The organism is Pseudomonas sp. R2-60-08W, from assembly GCF_003852335.1.
Lineage (GTDB): Bacteria > Pseudomonadota > Gammaproteobacteria > Pseudomonadales > Pseudomonadaceae > Aquipseudomonas.
In genome coordinates this window covers 4,706,189-4,722,421 of sequence record NZ_CP027731.1, presented here as the reverse complement: position 1 = coordinate 4,722,421, position 16,233 = coordinate 4,706,189, and the positions used below count along the sequence as shown (strand labels likewise).

At 60.7% G+C, this 16,233-nt stretch carries 14 protein-coding genes; 11 read left to right on the top strand and 3 right to left on the bottom strand.

The window, feature by feature from the left end; genetic code table 11:
* The first annotated feature begins 27 nt into the window (after positions 1-27).
* From rlmN to C4J90_RS21450, 10 genes are all read left to right on the top strand, one after another.
* The gene (gene rlmN / locus C4J90_RS21495) at positions 28-1,176 is read left to right on the top strand and encodes a 23S rRNA (adenine(2503)-C(2))-methyltransferase RlmN (RefSeq protein WP_124371765.1); all 1,149 of its coding nucleotides are present in this window, start codon (positions 28-30) and stop codon (positions 1,174-1,176) included.
* Positions 1,177-1,188: 12 nt separating this feature from the next.
* Positions 1,189-1,947, top strand: coding sequence for a type IV pilus biogenesis/stability protein PilW (gene pilW / locus C4J90_RS21490; protein WP_124420770.1), 759 nt, complete (start codon positions 1,189-1,191; stop codon positions 1,945-1,947).
* On the top strand, positions 1,947-2,927 hold the full coding sequence (locus tag C4J90_RS21485; RefSeq protein WP_124420769.1) for a RodZ family helix-turn-helix domain-containing protein: 981 nt from the start codon (positions 1,947-1,949) through the stop codon (positions 2,925-2,927). Before pilW ends, C4J90_RS21485 begins: the two co-directional genes overlap by 1 nt.
* 2 nt (positions 2,928-2,929) lie before the next feature.
* Positions 2,930-4,039, top strand: coding sequence for a flavodoxin-dependent (E)-4-hydroxy-3-methylbut-2-enyl-diphosphate synthase (gene ispG / locus C4J90_RS21480; protein WP_122720285.1), 1,110 nt, complete (start codon positions 2,930-2,932; stop codon positions 4,037-4,039).
* 23 nt (positions 4,040-4,062) lie between these two features.
* Positions 4,063-5,352, top strand: coding sequence for a histidine--tRNA ligase (gene hisS / locus C4J90_RS21475; protein WP_124368255.1), 1,290 nt, complete (start codon positions 4,063-4,065; stop codon positions 5,350-5,352).
* 41 nt (positions 5,353-5,393) lie between these two features.
* Complete coding sequence (locus tag C4J90_RS21470) at positions 5,394-6,035, top strand: tetratricopeptide repeat protein (RefSeq protein ID WP_124420768.1); 642 nt, start codon at positions 5,394-5,396, stop codon at positions 6,033-6,035.
* Positions 6,028-7,179, top strand: a complete 1,152-nt coding sequence (gene bamB, locus C4J90_RS21465; protein ID WP_124364291.1) for an outer membrane protein assembly factor BamB — start codon at positions 6,028-6,030, stop codon at positions 7,177-7,179. Before C4J90_RS21470 ends, bamB begins: the two co-directional genes overlap by 8 nt.
* Before the next feature lie 206 nt (positions 7,180-7,385).
* Positions 7,386-8,855 carry a ribosome biogenesis GTPase Der gene (gene der, locus C4J90_RS21460; RefSeq protein ID WP_124364290.1) on the top strand — a complete coding sequence of 490 codons (1,470 nt, stop codon included), beginning with the start codon at positions 7,386-7,388 and terminating at the stop codon, positions 8,853-8,855.
* A gap of 127 nt (positions 8,856-8,982) precedes the next feature.
* Positions 8,983-10,131: a pyridoxal phosphate-dependent aminotransferase gene (locus tag C4J90_RS21455; RefSeq protein ID WP_124364289.1), complete on the top strand. Its 1,149-nt coding sequence runs from the start codon at positions 8,983-8,985 to the stop codon at positions 10,129-10,131.
* On the top strand, positions 10,119-10,910 hold the full coding sequence (locus C4J90_RS21450; RefSeq protein WP_124415533.1) for an amidohydrolase: 792 nt from the start codon (positions 10,119-10,121) through the stop codon (positions 10,908-10,910). Before C4J90_RS21455 ends, C4J90_RS21450 begins: the two co-directional genes overlap by 13 nt.
* 144 nt (positions 10,911-11,054) lie before the next feature.
* Here the strand turns inward: C4J90_RS21450 and leuA are convergent, their stop codons facing one another.
* From leuA to xseA, 3 genes are all read right to left on the bottom strand, one after another.
* Entirely contained in the window at positions 11,055-12,734 is a 1,680-nt protein-coding gene (gene leuA / locus C4J90_RS21445) for a 2-isopropylmalate synthase (protein ID WP_124364287.1), read from the bottom strand.
* A gap of 323 nt (positions 12,735-13,057) precedes the next feature.
* Positions 13,058-13,879, bottom strand: a complete 822-nt coding sequence (locus C4J90_RS21435; RefSeq protein ID WP_124420767.1) for a peptidoglycan DD-metalloendopeptidase family protein — start codon at positions 13,877-13,879, stop codon at positions 13,058-13,060.
* Positions 13,880-13,882: 3 nt separating this feature from the next.
* The gene (gene xseA, locus C4J90_RS21430; RefSeq protein ID WP_124364284.1) at positions 13,883-15,262 is read right to left on the bottom strand and encodes an exodeoxyribonuclease VII large subunit; all 1,380 of its coding nucleotides are present in this window, start codon (positions 15,260-15,262) and stop codon (positions 13,883-13,885) included.
* A 123-nt stretch (positions 15,263-15,385) separates the two neighbouring features.
* On the opposite strand from xseA, the gene C4J90_RS21425 reads away from it, so the two are divergent.
* Positions 15,386-16,153, top strand: coding sequence for a sulfite exporter TauE/SafE family protein (locus C4J90_RS21425; RefSeq protein WP_124364283.1), 768 nt, complete (start codon positions 15,386-15,388; stop codon positions 16,151-16,153).
* Positions 16,154-16,233 lie beyond the last annotated feature (80 nt).

Genomic DNA, 16,233 nt, shown 5'->3' with positions numbered 1-16,233 from the left:
ATCGGCTTAAAGAGTGAGGGTGAATCCATGACAACATCGACTGTTAAAACCAACCTGCTGGGTCTGACTCAGCCGGAAATGGAGAAATTCTTCGACTCAATCGGGGAGAAGCGTTTCCGTGCCGGTCAGGTAATGAAGTGGATTCACCACTTTGGCGTCGACGATTTCGACGCCATGACGAACGTCAGCAAGGCCTTGCGCGATAAGCTAAAGGCTATTGCTGAGGTGCGTGGTCCTGAAGTAGTCAGCGAAGACATCTCCACCGATGGCACCCGTAAGTGGGTGGTGCGCGTGGCGTCCGGCAGCTGCGTCGAGACCGTGTACATTCCCCAGGGCAAGCGCGGCACCTTATGCGTTTCGTCCCAGGCAGGCTGTGCCCTGGACTGCAGTTTCTGCTCCACCGGCAAGCAAGGCTTCAATAGCAACCTCACCGCCGCCGAAGTCATCGGCCAGGTGTGGATTGCCAACAAATCCTTTGGCAGCGTCCCGGCGACCGTCGACCGTGCCATCACCAACGTGGTGATGATGGGCATGGGTGAACCGCTGCTGAACTTCGACAACGTGATTGCGGCCATGCACCTGATGATGGACGACCTGGGCTACGGCATTTCCAAGCGCCGTGTGACCCTGTCGACCTCCGGCGTGGTCCCGATGATCGATGAGCTGGCCAAGCACATCGACGTTTCCCTGGCGTTGTCGCTGCACGCACCGAATGACGCATTGCGTAACCAATTGGTGCCGATCAACAAGAAGTATCCGCTTAAGATGCTGCTCGAATCTTGCCAGCGCTACATGGCGACTTTGGGCGAGAAGCGTGTGCTGACCATTGAGTACACCATGCTCAAGGACATCAACGACAAGGTCGAGCACGCGGTCGAGATGATCGAGCTGCTCAAGAACACCCCGTGCAAGATCAACCTGATTCCGTTCAACCCGTTTCCCCATTCTGGCTACGAGCGGCCGAGCAACAACGCCATCCGCCGTTTCCAGGATCAACTGCACCAGGCCGGCTACAACGTCACCGTCCGCACCACCCGCGGTGAAGATATCGACGCCGCCTGTGGCCAATTGGTAGGGCAGGTGCTGGATCGCACCCGTCGCAGTGAGCGCTACATCGCCGTGCGGGAATTGAGCGCCGCCGACGATGCACCGCAAAGCGCTGCAAATCGAAACTGAGAGAGGACCTCTATGCCCTTGCGCCTTGCGCTGCTTTTGCTTGTTACCGGTCTCGCGACCGGTTGTGTTTCATCGGGCCATGACAGCCCTTTGCAAACCGGCAAGGGCCGTGACGCGGCGCGAGCGGCCTATGTGCAACTGGGCTTGGGCTATCTGCAACAAGGCATGAACGAGCAGGCCAAGGTGCCCTTGAAAAAGGCCCTCGAGCTGGAGGCCGATGATGCTGATGCCAATGCCGCGCTGGCGCTGGTGTTCAAGGCGCAGGCCGAGCCCGAGTTGGCCGATCAGTATTTCACCAAGGCGCTGGCTTCCCGTCCTGGCGACGCCCGGTTGCTGAACAACTACGGCAGTTTCCTGTTCGAGCAGAAGCGTTATGAGCAGGCAGCCGTTTATTTCCGGCAGGCCAGTACCGATACCCTTTATCCTGAGCGTTCGCGCGTCTTCGAGAACCTTGGGGTGACGTCGGTACACCTCGGCCAGCGCGAGCTTGCGCGCCAGCAACTGGAAAAAGCCCTGCTTCTGAACGCTCGCCAGCCACGCGCTTTGCTTGAAATGGCTGAGTTGTCTTACGAAGACAGGCATTATGTGCCGGCACGCGACTATTACGAGCGTTTCAGCCGGCTCAGCGGGCACAATGCACGTAGTCTGTTGCTCGGTGTGCGCCTGGCGACGGTTCATGAGGAACGCGACACGGCCGCACGTTTTGGCCAGCAACTCGAACGACTCTATCCCGGTACGCCGGAATATCAGCAATACCTGTCGGAGCAATGATGAAAGCCGCGCACCCGGAAGTTGTAGCAGCTAATCGCGTCAACCCAGGCGAGACCTTGCGTCAGGCCCGCGAAAGCAATGGTTGGTCGCTGGCGGAAGTGGCCCTCAAGCTCAATTTGACCAGCACCTCCCTGGCCAACCTCGAGGCTGGCGCGTTCGACAAACTGCCTGGGCACACGTTTGCCCGCGGCTATATCCGCGCCTATGCCAAATTGCTGGGCATCGACCAGACCGCGTTGGTCCAGGCGTTCGACCAGTACACCGGCACCGACTCCCAGGGCAGTAACGTCCATGGCCTTGGGCGTATCGAAGAGCCCACTCGGGTTTCCCACACGATTTTGCGCATCGTCAGCCTGTTGCTGTTGATTGCGGTGATCGGCGGTGGCTTCGTCTGGTGGCAAGACCAGGCCTCCCAGCGCAATAAAGACCTGACCAGCAACGCCTTGGAACACGTCGAAGTCGAAAGCGCCGACGGCACCACGCAGATTCATCCGCTGGATGAGCCGGAAGACCAGGCGGTTGCCGAATCACAAGCTGCCCCAGAAGCGTCTGCCCCCGTCGAACAGCCGGCTCCAGACGCCGCCAGCGCACCTGCTGCCACTGCGACCGTACCTGCTCCGGCCCCAGCATCGCCTGTCGCCCAGGCCCCTGCTGCAGCCGCTCCGGCACAGGCGCCAGCGCCAGCCGCACCGACTGCGCCAGCCATCTCGCCGCCCACCACGCCTGCGTTGATCGCTGGTGACGGGCGCGTACAGATCACCTTCGTTGCCGACTGCTGGACGCAAGTCACCGATGGCAACGGCAAAGTGCTGTTCAGCGGTCTCAAGCGTAAGGGAGATACGCTTGACCAGGGCGGCAAGCCTCCTCTGACGCTGCGTCTGGGCTTCGCCCGTGGCGCGCAAGTGGCCTACAACGGCCAGCCTGTGGACGTGGCGCCGTTCACCAGTGGCGAGACAGCTCGCCTCAAGTTGGGACAATAGTCATGCACGGCGAATCTCCAATCAAACGTCGCGTATCGCGCAAGATCTGGGTCGGCTCGGTGCCGGTGGGCGGCGATGCCCCCATCGCGGTGCAGAGCATGACCAACAGCGACACCAATGACGTGGCTGCCACCGTCGCCCAGATCAATCGTCTGGAAGCGGCCGGCGTGGACATCGTGCGGGTTTCCGTACCGGACATGGACGCTGCTGAAGCGTTCGGCCGTATCAAGCAATTGGTCAAGGTGCCACTGGTTGCCGACATTCACTTCGACTACAAGATTGCGTTGCGCGTAGCCGAACTGGGCGTGGACTGCCTGCGCATCAACCCGGGCAACATCGGTCGTGAAGACCGTGTGCGCGCTGTGGTCGATGCGGCCCGTGATCGCGGCATCCCCATCCGCATCGGCGTTAATGCCGGGTCGCTGGAAAAAGACCTGCAAAAAAAATACGGCGAGCCTACCCCGGCAGCGCTGGTCGAGTCGGCCCTGCGCCACGTTGAGCACCTCGAACGCCTGAATTTCCAGGACTTCAAGGTCAGCGTAAAGGCTTCCGACGTGTTCATGGCCGTAGAAGCCTACCGCCTGCTGGCCAAGGAAATCGTACAGCCACTGCACCTGGGCATCACTGAAGCGGGCGGTTTACGCTCAGGCACAGTGAAATCTGCGGTGGGTCTCGGTATGCTGCTCGCCGAAGGGATTGGCGATACTATCCGCATCTCCCTGGCGGCAGACCCCGTAGAGGAAGTGAAGGTCGGTTACGACATTCTCAAATCCCTGCGTTTGCGTTCCCGTGGCATCAACTTCATTGCCTGTCCGAGCTGCTCGCGGCAGAACTTCGACGTGGTGAAAACCATGAACGACCTGGAGTTGCGTCTCGAAGACCTGCTGGTGCCGCTGGATGTGGCGGTGATCGGTTGCGTGGTCAACGGACCGGGCGAAGCCAAAGAGGCACATGTGGGCTTGACCGGCGGTACCCCGAACCTGATTTATATCGACGGCAAGCCGTCGCAGAAATTGACGAATGACAATCTGGTGGATGAGCTGGAAAAGCTGATCCGCCAGAAAGCGGCCGAAAAGGTCGCCGCTGATGCAGCGCTGATCGCTCGCGGCTGATTGAACGAATTTAAGGATTTGATGTGAGCAAGTCTCTGCAAGCCATTCGTGGCATGAACGACATCCTGCCGGAGCAGACGCCACTGTGGCGCTATTTCGAGAGCACGGTCGCGCGCCTGCTGGATAACTACGGTTACAAGCAGATTCGTATGCCGATCGTTGAATTCACCGAGCTGTTCAAGCGCTCCATCGGTGAAGTGACCGACATCGTCGAAAAAGAGATGTACACCTTTGAAGACCGTAACGGCGACTCCCTGACCCTGCGTCCGGAAGGCACCGCCGCGTGCGTTCGCGCAGTGCTGGAGCATGGCATCACTGGTGGCGGCCAGACCCAGAAACTGTGGTACATCGGCCCGATGTTCCGCCACGAGCGTCCGCAGAAAGGCCGTTATCGCCAGTTCCACCAGATCGGCTGTGAAGTCTTCAACCTGGACGGTCCGGACATTGACGCCGAACTGATCGTGCTGACCTGGCGCCTGTGGGGCCAGTTGGGCATCCGCGACGCGGTCAAGCTCGAACTCAACAGCCTGGGCACCAGTGAGTCCCGTGGCCGCTACCGGGTCGCCCTGGTGGAGTACCTGTCTGCCCACCTGGATAAATTGGACGAAGACAGCCAGCGCCGCCTGAAGACCAACCCGTTGCGCGTGCTTGATACCAAGAACGCCGACACCCAGGCCGTGCTGCTCGATGCGCCGAAAATGGCCGATTACCTGGACGAAGAATCCCGCACGCACTTCGAGGGCCTCAAGGCTCGCCTGGATGCGGCGGGTATCCCGTATGTGATCAACCCGAAGCTGGTGCGCGGCCTCGATTACTACAGCAAGACCGTGTTCGAATGGGTCACCGACAAACTCGGCGCCCAAGGCACCGTGTGTGCCGGTGGTCGTTACGACGGCCTGGTCGAGCAAATGGGCGGCAAGCCGACCGCAGGCGTGGGTTTCGCCATGGGCATCGAGAGGCTGATCCTGCTGCTGGAGACCCTGGAGCAAGTGCCCGAAGAGATTTCCCGTCAGGTGGACGTGTATCTTTGTGCTTTTGGCGAGGCCGCCGAACTGGCTGCGTTGGCCCTGAGCGAAAAAGTGCGCGACCAGCTGCCGAACCTGCGTCTGCAGATCAATGCCGGTGCGGGTAGCTTCAAGAGCCAGTTCAAGAAGGCCGACAAGAGCGGCGCGTTGTATGCGCTGATCCTCGGCGATGACGAATTGGCCCAGCAAGTGATAGGTTTCAAACCCCTGCGTGGTCAGGGCGAACAACAGAACATTGCCTTTGATGCGCTCGCTGCGCACCTGGCCACCTGCGTCGTGCAGGGTTGAAGCTGTCGAACAGCCGAATTTAGCGATTAAGGAGTATTGGGGTGTCGAGTACTGATGATGAGCAACTGGCCGAGTTCAAGGACTGGTGGCAGCGTAACGGCAAGCCCCTGGTTACTGGCGGTCTGCTGGCTTTAGTGGTGGTGTTCGGCTGGCAGGCCTGGACCAAGTATCAGGCCAACCAGTCCCAGGGCGCCTCGATCGTTTATCAGCAGTTGCTGGGAACTACCCTGACGCCGGACGGCAAGCCCGACCCTGCCCAAGTGGCAGACCTGGCCGGCAAGCTGAAGAACGAATTTGGCGGTACTGCCTACGCGCAGTACGGCAGCCTGTTCGTCGCGAAAGTCGCGGTCGATACCGGCAAGCTCGATGATGCAGCCACTGAGCTCAAGGCCATCGCCGACAAACCGACCAACCCGACCCTGGGTGAAATCGCACGTCAGCGCCTGGCACAGGTGTTGGCGGCACAGAACAAGGCTGACGAAGCACTCAAACTGCTCGACGGCGATGCTGACAAGGCATTTGTAGCCACTCGCGAAGAGCTCAAGGGCGACCTGTTGGTCCAATTGGGCCGTACCGACGAAGCCAATGCTGCGTACCAAAAAGCCAAGGCGGCGCTGTCTGATGAAGCGGCGGTCGGTGGCTTACAAATCAAGCTGGACGACTTGGCCAAAGGGGATGCGTGACGTGATCCGTTGGAAACATGCAGCATTGCTGGCTCTGGCCGTTCTGGCCGCGGGTTGCAGCAGCAACAGTAAAAAAGAACTGCCGCCTGCGGAGCTGACCAGCTTCAAGGAAGAAGTGGTCCTGCAAAAGCAGTGGAGCCGCTCCATCGGTGACGGTCAGGGTGAAACCTACAACATGCTGGTACCGGCAATTGACGGTGACAACATTGTGGCCGCTGACGTCACTGGCATCGTGACCTCCATGGACCGCATGACCGGTGACGTGAAGTGGAAGAAAGACCTTGAGTTGCCTGTTTCCGGCGCCGTAGGCGTGGGTTACGGCATGGTCATGCTCGGCACGCTCAAGGGTGAGGTCGTGGCCCTGGATTCCAGCACCGGTGAAGAGAAATGGCGCGCTCGCGTGACCAGTGAAGTCCTCGCACCGCCTGCCACCAACGGCGATGTCGTCGTGGTGCAAACCCAGGATGACCGCGTGATCGGTCTGGATGCGACTACCGGCAACCAGCGCTGGTTGTACGACAGCACCCCGGCGGTGTTGACCTTGCGCGGTACCAGCGGTCCGATTGTGACCAACAATCTGGCCGTTGCGGGCCTGTCGACCGGTAAAGTGGTCGCCCTGAATACCCAGAATGGCGTGCCTGCCTGGGAAACTCGTGTGGCTATCCCGCAAGGTCGCTCCGAGCTGGATCGCGTGGTGGACATCGACGGCGGCCTGTTGCTGTCCGGCGAGACCCTCTACGTCGCCACGTATCAGGGCCGTGTCGCGGCACTGGACCTGCAGAGCGGTCGGGTCAACTGGCAGCGTGATGCTTCCAGCTACGCCGGTGTCGCCCAAGGGTTTGGCAGCGTCTATGTGAGCCTGGCGTCCGGCACCGTTGAAAGTGTCGACGAGCGTTCCACCACGGCACTGTGGAGCAACGACTCCCTGGCTCGCCGTCAACTGTCGGCCCCGGAAGTCTTTTCCAGCTACGTAGCGGTCGGTGACTTCGAAGGCTACCTGCATCTGCTGAGCCAGGTGGACGGTCGCTTTGTAGGTCGCGAGCGTATCGACAGCGACGGCTTGCGTGCGCGTCCGCTGGTGGTGGGTAACATGCTTTATGTGTATGGCAACAGCGGCAAGCTGGAAGCCCTGACCATAAAGTAAGAACTATGCTTGGGGGCTTAGCCCTCTGGCAGCTTCACCTGTAGGAGCGAGCTTGCTCGCGAAAAATCGTCAACGATGACGCGTGCTGTCTGAACAAACGCGGAGCCTTTGCGTTTTTCGCGAGCAAGCTCGCTCCTACAGTCGAGCACCAGCCGCTGCCCTGCAGCGGCTTTTGTATTTTCTGAAATAACGAAGTGGAGAGCCGCATGGTTCCCGTAATTGCCCTGGTGGGCCGACCTAACGTCGGCAAGTCCACCTTGTTCAACCGCCTGACCAGGACTCGCGACGCCATCGTCGGCGACTTGTCCGGTCTTACCCGTGATCGCCAATACGGTGAGGCAAAGTGGCAAGGGCGCTCCTACATTATTGTCGACACCGGTGGTATCTCCGGTGACGAACATGGCATGGATGAAAAAATGGCCGAGCAGTCGCTGCTGGCCATTGAAGAAGCCGATGTCGTGTTGTTCCTGGTGGACGCCCGTGCGGGCTACACCGCTGCCGACCAGATGATTGGCGAGCACCTGCGCAAGCGCAACAAGCGTTCCTACCTGGTCGCGAACAAGATCGATAACATCGATCCTGAGGCGGCCCGTGCCGAATTCAGCCCGATGGGCCTGGGCGATGCGATCCCGGTTGCCGGTGCCCACGGTCGTGGCATCACGCAGATGCTGGAAATTGCCCTCAGCACCTTTCCCAAGGATGACGATGAGGAAGAGGAGGGTGAGGAGGAGATCGTCGCCGAAGGCGAGGAAGCCAAGCGCATTCCTGGCCCGAGCGAAAAAGACGGTATCAAGATCGCCATCATCGGCCGCCCTAACGTCGGCAAGTCTACCCTGGTCAACCGTATGCTCGGTGAAGACCGGGTAATCGTCTATGACGAACCCGGCACCACCCGCGACAGCATCTACATCCCGTTCGAGCGTAACGACGAGAAGTACACGCTGATCGACACCGCCGGTGTGCGCAAGCGCGGCAAGATCCACGAAGAAGTTGAAAAATTCTCCGTGGTCAAAACCCTGCAGGCGATCAAAGACGCCAACGTGGTGATCTTCGTGATGGACGCCCGCGAAGGCGTAGTGGACCACGACCTGAACCTGCTGGGCTTCGCCCTGGAAGCCGGTCGTGCGCTGGTGATCGCGATCAACAAGTGGGACGGCATGACGCCGAGCGAGCGCGATTTCGTCAAGATCGAGCTGCAGCGTCGCCTGTTCTTCGTTGAGTTCGCCGATATCCACTTCATCTCGGCACTGCACGGCACTGGCGTGGGCAACCTCTACGCGTCCGTACAGAACTCGTTCAAGTCCGCGGTCACCCGCTGGCCGACCAACCGTCTCACCCAGATCCTGGAAGACGCGGTGGGCGAGCACGCGCCGCCGATGGTCAACAACCGCCGCATCAAACTGCGTTACGCCCACTTGGGTGGTGCCAACCCGCCGATTATCGTGATCCACGGTAACCAGATCGAGAAGGTGCCCAAGTCCTATGTGCGTTACCTGGAAAACACCTACCGCCGTGTCTTGAAACTGGTCGGTACGCCGATCCGTATCGAGTTCAAGGGCGGCGAGAACCCATACGAAGGCAACAAGAACAGCCTTACCGACCGCCAGGTCAACAAGAAGCGTCGGATGATGACGCATCACAAGAAAGCCGATAAAAAGCGCCGTGATAAGAAATAGCGGCAGCGCCAAGTTGTAAGCTACAAGCTGCAAGAAAGGGCTCCGTTCGAGCCCTTTTTTGTGCGCGACGGTTGACCAGCTTGTAGCTTGAAGCTTAAAACTTGCAGCTCACCCGAGGGGCGCTCCCATGATCACCAGCAAGCTGCCGAATGTCGGCACGACCATTTTCACCAGCATGTCGCAGTTGGCGGCCGAAACCGGCGCAATCAACCTGTCCCAGGGTTTTCCTGACTTCAATGGCCCTCAAGACTTGCTCGACGCCGTGGGTCGGCACGTCGCCAACGGCCATAACCAATACGCACCGATGAGCGGTTTGCCCGCGCTGCGCCAGCAGGTGGTGGCGAAGATTGCCCGCAGCTACGGTGTCAGCGTCGATGCCGACCGTGAAGTAACCATTACGCCGGGCGCCACCCAAGGCATTTTCTGCGCTATCCAGGCGGTTATTCGCAACGGTGACGAAGTGATCATCTTCGACCCTTGCTACGACAGCTACGCGCCCTCGGTAGAGCTGGCCGGCGGGCGCTGCGTGCATGTGCAGCTGGGCCTGCAGGATTTCAGCCTGGACTTGGAGCGCATCAAGGCCGCGCTGTCGCCGCGCACGCGCATGATTGTGCTCAATACCCCGCACAATCCCAGCGGCGCGCTGGTCAGCCGTGAGGAACTGGACCAACTGGCCGAGCTGATTCGCGGACGCGATATCTATCTGCTCAGCGATGAAGTGTATGAACACCTGGTGTTCGACGACGTGCCCCACGTCAGCGTGCTCGCCCACGAGGAGCTGTACCCGCGTGCGTTCGTGGTCAGCTCGTTCGGCAAGACCTATCACGTCACGGGCTGGAAAACCGGCTATGTGGTTGCACCGCCGGCCCTCACTGCCGAACTGCGCAAGGTGCATCAATACGTCAGTTTCTGTGGCGTGACGCCGTTGCAGTACGCCCTGGCCGACTTTATGGCCGAGCACCCGGAGCACGTGGCTGCGCTGCCGGCGTTCTACCAAGCCAAGCGCGACCTGTTCTGCCGGTTGCTGGCGCCGTCGCGGTTCAGCTTCAGCCCATCGGCAGGGACTTACTTTCAACTGGTGGATTATTCCCGGATTCGCCCGGACCTGGATGATGTCGCCATGTCCGAATGGATGACCCGCGAACACGGCGTGGCGTCGATTCCTATCTCTGTGTTCTACCGCAACCCACCCCAAGGCCAGCGCCTGGTGCGCCTGTGCTTTGCCAAACGCGAGGAAACGCTGCAACAGGCGGCGGAAAAACTATGCGTGATTTGAGCGCCTTGCCAGACCTGAACATTGCCCTGATCCAAACCACCCTGGCGTGGCACGACCGCCAGGCCAATCTTGAGCATTTCGAGCTGTTGCTGGAGCAGGCCAGCGGCGTCGACCTGATTGTATTGCCGGAAATGTTCACCACCGGTTTCTCCATGGAATCGGCTTCCCTGGCCGAACCGGAAAACGGCCCGACGCACCGTTGGCTTCAGGCCCAGGCCGCGAAATACAGCGCCGTGATCACGGGCAGTGTGATCATTCAGGCGGCGGACGGCAGCCACCGTAACCGCCTGCTCTGGGCGCGGCCTGACGGTGAGGTGCTGCATTACGACAAGCGCCACCTGTTCCGCATGGCCGGCGAGCACGATCACTACACCCCCGGCGAACGTCAGGTGCAGTTCGAGTTGAAGGGCTGGCGTATTCGGCCGTTGATTTGCTACGACCTGCGCTTCCCGGTGTGGAGTCGCGATGCCCAGGACACCGACTTGTTGCTTTACACCGCCAATTGGCCGGGGGCGCGGCGTCAGCATTGGAATCGACTGTTGCCGGCGAGGGCTATTGAAAACCTGTGCTATGTGGCTGCGGTAAATCGGGTGGGTACCGACGGCAAGGGTTTTGCCTACACCGGCGATAGCCAGGTGCTGGACTTCCAGGGCGAGACGTTGCTGAGTGCGGGGGAGGCGGATGGGGTGTTTCAGGTGAAGCTGGATGCGGCTGAGTTGGCGGCGTATCGCACGCGCTTTCCGGCGAACCTGGATGCCGATAGCTTTCAATTTGTCTGACGGACCGCCATCGGGGGCTAGATCGTCCCCACGCTCTGCGTGGGAACGCCTCCTGTGACGCTCCGCGTCACGACTTTAAGGGCAGACGCAGAGCGTCCAGGGCTGCATTCCCACGCGGAGCGTGGGAATGATCAGGGCTGGTGCTTACGCCGCTTTCGCTTCCTGCTGGCTCAGCGAGCGGTTCAGCGCACTGAACAGCGCCTTGAAGCTCGCGGTGGTGATGTTTTCATCAATCCCCACGCCATGCACCGGACGCTCGCCATTTACGCGCAGTTCGATGTACGCCGCCGCTTTGGCGTTGGTACCCGCCCCAATCGCGTGCTCGTTGTAGTCCATGATCTCCACACCAATCGGCAAGCCCGCCACCAGCGCTTCCAGCGCGCCGTTGCCTTTGCCTTTCCAGTGCAGGTTGGTTTCGCCTTGGCCCTTGCCGGAGACTTCCACTTCGACATAGCTGTTGCCGTTTTCTTCCTGCAGGCGATGGCTGACCAGCGCGTACGGGGTGTTGGCCTGCAAGTATTCGCGTTGCAGCAAGGCGTAGATCTGCGGTGCGGTCATTTCAAGGCCGACGCGGTCGGTTTCAGCCTGCACCACCTGGCTGAATTCTATTTGCATGCGGCGTGGCAGGCTGATGTCGTATTCCTGCTCCAGCAGGTAGGCAATACCGCCCTTGCCCGACTGGCTGTTCACACGGATCACCGCCTCGTAGCTGCGGCCGATGTCTGCCGGGTCGATCGGCAAGTACGGCACTTCCCACAGCGCATCGTCTTTCTGCTGGGAGAAGCCCTTGCGGATCGCATCCTGGTGCGAGCCGGAGAACGCGGTGTGCACCAGGTCGCCAACGTAGGGGTGACGTGGGTGCACCTGGATCTGGTTGCACTCCTCGACGACTTTGCGCACGCCGTCGATATCGGAGAAATCCAGCTGCGGGTCGAGGCCCTGGGTGTACATGTTCAGCGCCACGGTGACCAGGTCGACGTTACCGGTACGCTCGCCGTTGCCGAACAGGCAGCCTTCGACACGATCGGCGCCGGCCATCAGGCCCAGCTCGGTGGCGGCGACGCCGGTGCCACGGTCGTTGTGGGTGTGCAGGCTGATGATCACGCTGTCACGGCGGTTGATATGGCGACCGAACCACTCGATCTGGTCGGCATAGATGTTCGGCGTAGCGCACTCAACAGTGGCCGGCAGGTTGAGGATCATCTTGTGCTCGGGCGTCGGGTTCCACACCTCGATCACCGCGTCACAGACTTCCTTGGCAAACTCCAGCTCAGTGGCGCTGAAGGTCTCCGGCGAGTATTCGAAGGTCCACTGGGTTTGCGGCTGCTGCGCGGCGTATTTGACGAACAGTTTGGCGGCGTTGACTGCAATGGCCTTGACGCCGTCCTTGTCCTGGTTGAACACGATGCGGCGGAACGACGGCGAAGTGGCGTTGTACAAGTGCACGATGGCTTTCTTAGCCCCGCGCAGGGATTCGAAGGTTCGTGCGATCAAGTCTTCACGGCCCTGGGTCAGCACCTGGATGGTGGTGTCCTCGGGGATGTGGTTGTCTTCGATCAGGGTGCGTACGAAATCGAAATCGGTTTGCGACGCGGCGGGGAAGGACGCTTCGATTTCCTTCACGCCGACGGCGACCAGGGTCTTCCAGAAGCGCAGCTTTTTCGCGGCATCCATCGGTTCGATCAGCGACTGGTTGCCATCACGCAAGTCCGAGCTGCACCAGATCGGCGCAGTGGTGATGGTTTTGGACGGCCAGGTGCGGTCCGGGATATCGATGATCGGAAACGCACGGTATTTCGAAGACGGGTCTTTGAGCATGCTCATCGGGAAATCCTTTGTTGTAGGGGCCGAGAAAAGGCGGCCTGCCGTAGAACTGTTATTGGGGATAAAGCTTAAGACGAGGCAGATCGATTCAGCTTGGCAGTCGTGCGCTGACCAGGCACAGGCTGCGGTGCTGACGAAGCTGAATGAGGGTGTGAGAGGTTTTCATAAGCCCAACCCTAACCGTCGGGGTGAAAGATGGCAAGCAGTCGCGAAAAATTGAGATAAGTTCTGCTATTCGCGTAGGAATAGAGATTTTATGGCTGAAAACTCGGCGTTGACTGACTTTAATTGCGCAGCCTTTATTGACTGCGCAATTGGCCCATTCAGGGCTGGAAAGCGCCGATGAAGATCGCCGGGTCGACTCGTGCGTCGTTAAGGCTGACGTTCCAATGCATATGCGGCCCGGTTGCCCGACCGGTCGAGCCGACCTTGCCCACCACCGCGCCACGCGTCAGTTGGTCGCCGACTTTCACATCGATATTCGACATGTGGCAGAACATGCTGATAAAGCCCTGCCCATGGTCGACGAACACGGTGTTGCCGTTGAAGAAGTAGTTGCCGGTCAGGATCACCTTGCCAGCCGCCGGGGTCTTGATCGGCGTACCTGCGCCAACGGCAAAATCCAGACCCGAATGCGGATTGCGCTCCTCGCCATTAAAGAAACGTCTTACCCCGAACTTGCTCGACAGCGGCCCGTTGACCGGCTTGTCCAGCAGCAGGTTGCTCGGCGTAGTCGGGCTGAAACTGCGATAGGCCTTGAGCTGCACGGCCAGTTCGGCCTCGATTCGTTTGAGTTGCGCCGGTTGCGGGTTGACCTGGCTTTTGTTTTTCAAGGTGATGCGTTGCTCGGGGTATTTCTTGAATCCCACCACGAACGGCAGTTGCTGCCCGCCGTAGACGATGCGTTCGGTGCCGGGCTTGACCGTCAGTGGGATCCCTACAATCGCCAGCCAGTTGTTTTGCTCTTTTACCACCAGCACCGGTCTGTTCAGGTAGGTGGCCTTGGGCGCGGTTGCCGCAGGCCCCAGGTCCACCACCGCTACGCCACCGGGCACCGGCTTGTTCAACAGGCGCGTGATGTAGCTGTCGGCGTGGGCATTGAAGGTCAGGCAAACGAGCATCAACAGGCTGAGGAAACGTGGCATCGGTCAATCCAGTAACGAAAGGGTGACGGGTGTCAGGTGGTTGTCTTCCACCCGCACTTGCAGTTGGCCCTCACCGAGGCGCGCGGTCAGGCGCTGGCCGGTGTGGGTTTGCGCGGCGTTGCGGATCGCCTGGCCGCGCTCGTCGAGCAGGATGCTGTAGCCACGGCCGAGGGTCGCCAGCGGGCTGACCACCTGCAGTGTCTGCACCTGGCTTTGCAGCTGCAGGCGCCGCGCCTTGAGGCCCTCGCGCATGGCCCGGGGCAGGCGTTCGGCGAGGCTGTCCAGGCGCTGGCGCAGCAGGGCCAGCTGGCGGCCTGGGTGCTGGCCGGCGAGGCGGGTTTCCAGGCGGATCAAGCGTTCGCGACGGGTATTGAGGCTGCGCTCGAAGGCGCGGCGCAGGCGCATGTCCAGGTCGTCCAGGCGCTGGGCCTGCTGGCGCAGACGTTCGCCCGGGTGACGCAGGCGGCGGGCCATGCCTTCCAGGCGCAGGCGGCTGTGGCTCAGGCGGTTGCGCATCAACATCACCAGGCGGCGATGCAGGTTCTCCACTTGGCGCACCAGGTGGCTGGCGTCCGGGGCCAGCAGTTCAGCGGCGGCAGACGGGGTAGGCGCGCGCACGTCTGCCACGAAATCGCTGATCGACACATCGGTTTCATGCCCGACGGCACTCACGATGGGCGTGACGCAGGCGTCTATCGCGCGGGCCACGGCTTCTTCGTTGAAGCACCAGAGGTCTTCCAGCGAGCCGCCGCCACGGGCCAGGATCAGCGCGTCGAAGCCGCGGGCGTCGGCGAGTTTCAGCGCACGCACAATCTGCGCGATCGCCTCGCGGCCCTGTACGGCGGTCGGAATCAACGTCAGTTCAATGTTCGGCGCGCGTCGGCGGAATACGCTGATGATGTCGCGAATCACCGCGCCGGTCGGCGAACTGATAATGCCGATGCGCCGAGGGTGCGCCGGCAATGGCACCTTGCGCTCGGCACTGAACAGGCCTTCTGCGCTGAGCTTTTCCTTCAGGGCATCGAAGGCCAGGCGCAGCGCGCCGTCGCCCGCCGGCTCCACGGTGTCGAGGATCAACTGGTAGTCGCCACGCCCCTCGAACAACGAGACCTTGCCGCGCACCTTCACCGCCAGGCCATCCTTCAGCGCCTGACGCACCCGCGCCGCGTTGTTTCGAAACAGCGCGCAACGTACCTGGGCGCCGCTGTCCTTGAGGGTGAAATACACATGGCCGGAGGCCGGGCGGGCGAGGTTGGAGATTTCGCCTTCAACCCAGATATTGGTGAACACGTCTTCGAGCAACACCCGCGCGCGGCCGTTGAGCTGGCTGACAGTCAGGACTTCGCGGTCCAGGCCCAGTCGGGCAAAAGGATCTTTAATCATGGGCCGCAGTTTATAGGCATTCGCGCAAGGTTTGGCAGAATTGCTCTACCAGCGCACCCCTTCGTACTGGCGCAATGCTCACGGATGACTAAAGTGTCGGCATTCTCTTTCAAGGAATTGCCCATGAATGTGGTTGAGCTGATGGGCCAGTGGTCGTTCGGCGCGGTTGAGTGGCTGGTGATCGGCCTCGGTATCGTCGTGGCCTATATCGTTTTCGGTATCGCCGGATTTGGTACGGCGCTGGTGGCAGGGCCTGTGCTGATTCTGTTCATGCCGTTGTCGAAGATCATCCCACTGTTGGTCTTGTTGGATTTTGTCGCAGCCTTTGGTGGCTTGCTGCAAACACGTCGGGACGTGAGCAAACCGGAGTTGCTGCGACTGCTGCCGTGTATGGCGATTGGTTGCACACTGGGTGTGGTGTTTCTGCTCAACCTGCATTCGGACTTGCTGCTGTTGTTGATGGGCCTGTTTATCAGCGCATACGCGATCTACAGCCTGGCGGTGAAGGCGCGGCCCACGCAGTTGGCGGCGGGCTGGTCGATTCCCATGGGGACGGTCGGCGGCTTGTTCGGGGCGTTGTTCGGCAGCGGCGGCTTTTTATATGCGATCTACCTGAACAGCCGTTTGCCCAAGGACGCGGCGCGGGCCACGCAAAGCGCGTTGATCAGTTGCAGCACGGTGGTGCGCCTGAGCCTGTTCCTGATCGCCGGCGTGTATGCCGATTTGCCCTTGCTGATGTTGGCGGTGTGCCTGTTGCCGGCGATGGCCCTGGGGCTGTGGTGCGGGCGCCGGTTGACGATGCGCATGTCCCGTGAGGCGTTTGTGCGGTTGGTGACGTGGTTGGTGCTGGCCAGCGGGATTGCGTTGATTGGGCGGTATTTGAGTACTTGACCTGGGTGGAGCAGGGATTAAGCTGCCAGCCTTCAGGGCGCCCTCGGGAGCCCCCTCCCACAGTTAACTGTGTTCACAAT